Source organism: Vibrio sp. Vb2131, from assembly GCF_033338535.1.
In the GTDB taxonomy this organism is placed as follows: Bacteria; Pseudomonadota; Gammaproteobacteria; order Enterobacterales; family Vibrionaceae; genus Vibrio; species Vibrio alginolyticus.
Window position 1 is genome coordinate 1 of sequence record NZ_JAWOSW010000043.1, and the last position, 2,068, is coordinate 2,068.

The window sequence follows — 2,068 nt, forward strand, 5'->3', positions numbered from 1 at the left end:
GTTGGTTAGAATACCGGCCTGTCACGCCGGGGGTCGCGGGTTCGAGTCCCGTCCACTCCGCCACTTATATTAAGCCCTAGTCGAAAGACTGGGGCTTTTTCGTTTGGTCGTGTCCCCTAGAAATGCATTTACACATTGAAGGCGAGACAATACGACTTTCTTTACCCTATTGGCGCATGAGTTTCTCAGTAAGATGAGCCTGCTGCCTGCACTTCTAATTACTCCGAGTTTGTATCATGTCCTCGTTGAAAGATTGGTCATTTGAACAATGAGTCTTTATAACACTCGCCCTCAACCGTAGTAGAATGAATAGTCTTCCTCACTGCGTGTTTTGTTAGCGTCTCTCTTAAACAATAATTTCATTCATTGCTTCCATGTTTAGAGCGGGGCCGTCGTTGCGTGTATTGCGCAATTTCCCGAAGTATAGTGAGGAAGAGATCTAAGTCTTCCGAAAATTAATGCCTTTTAGAAAACTTTGTTTTCTTTGCTGAACTTGCTAGTAGCGATTAACCTAAGAGGAGTTCTTGAGGAGTATGTTTGATGATGCAACAAATAAAAAATGAAACGCTGAAATCTGTATTTAAGCAATGGTCTTCCGAAGAGGGAATTGTGGTCATCAACCCTGCAACTGAGCAAGAGTTAATTCGGTTAAAGCCTAGTACTCTTGATGAGTTAGATGATCTCATTGGTCAGTGCAAAACGGAGCAAGTCCGTTGGGCTAAGTTAAGTGCCAAAGAGCGCTCTCGTCGTTTGAGGGGGTGGTATCAACTACTTCTTGATAATGCAGAAGACATAGCCACGATTATTACCTTAGAGCAGGGTAAGCCTTTAGCTGAGAGCAAAGGGGAAGTGATGTATGGTGCCTCTTTTGTCGAGTGGTTCTCAGAAGAAGCAAAACGTGCTTATGGCGAAGTTATTCCTGCCCCTACGACAGATAGACGTCTATCTGCAATTCGCCAGCCTGTGGGAGTATGCGCTGCAATTACACCTTGGAACTTCCCTATTGCGATGATTACAAGAAAAGCAGCACCAGCCCTAGCGGCAGGTTGTGGCATGTTGATCAAGCCATCAGAGCTTACCCCTCTCACTGCAATTGCTGTTGTTGAATTAGCTTATCAGGCTGGTATTCCTAAAGAACTGCTTTCTGTCGTGGTATCAGAACAGGCTGCTGAGTTTGGTCAAGTACTAAGTACTGATCCTAGGATTCAGAAGATCTCTTTTACGGGGTCTACGCGAGTCGGGAAAATTTTGATGAAGCAAGCCAGTGATTCAGTCAAGGCGGTGTCGATGGAGTTGGGTGGTAATGCGCCTTTCATCGTGTTTGAAGATGCAGACTTAGATGCGGGTGCGGAAGGGCTTGTCGCGTCGAAGTTCCGTAATGCAGGGCAAACATGTGTTTGTACCAATCGGCTATATGTTCATAAAAATGTAAAACAAGCTTTTATTGATAAAGTATTGTCGAAGTTAAGCAAATTAAAGCTTGGCAATGGTTTAGAGAAAGGTGTCACATTAGGTCCTGTTATTACGATGGCCTCTAAGCATCGACTAGAGGCGGTGATCGATCAAGCTGTACAAGAGGGAGCCTCTATTGCTAACTCTCCACAGAGACGGCCTGGTCGCTTTATGGAGCCCGTTCTTTTGGATAGTGTGACGCAGAATATGTCGATTGTTCAGCAAGAGCTATTCGGGCCTGTGTTGCCTATTGTTACCTTTGAAAATGATTATCAAGTTCTCGAAATGGCGAACGATACAGAATATGGTTTGGCTTGCTATTTCTATACGAATAGCTTGAAGCGTATTGTGACTTTTAGTGAAGGTTTAGAGTACGGCATGGTTGGAGTTAATGAAGGGATCATCTCTACTGAAGTGGCTCCATTTGGTGGAGTTAAAGAGTCGGGTGTTGGACGGGAAGGTGCTAAGCAAGGACTCGATGAATATCTGGAGACAAAGTATATTTGTCTTGGTGGTTTAAGCTGATTTCAGAGATGGCCGTGACCCGTCCTGATATGGGTTGACACTTTTTAACTAAAACGCTCGATGTACTTCATCGGGCGTTTTGTATTTTAAA

At 44.4% G+C, this 2,068-nt stretch carries 1 protein-coding gene; it reads left to right on the forward strand.

What is annotated here, in order from left to right:
• The first annotated feature begins 540 nt into the window (after positions 1-540).
• Positions 541-1,977: an NAD-dependent succinate-semialdehyde dehydrogenase gene (locus R7E38_RS22760; RefSeq protein ID WP_226084342.1), complete on the forward strand. Its 1,437-nt coding sequence runs from the start codon at positions 541-543 to the stop codon at positions 1,975-1,977.
• The last annotated feature ends 91 nt before the right edge of the window (positions 1,978-2,068 follow it).

What these genes read in the sequence shown, in the direction of transcription:
- R7E38_RS22760 (WP_226084342.1), top strand. Translation starts at nt 541, where the DNA reads ATGATGCAACAAATAAAAAATGAAACGCTGAAATCTGTATTTAAGCAA.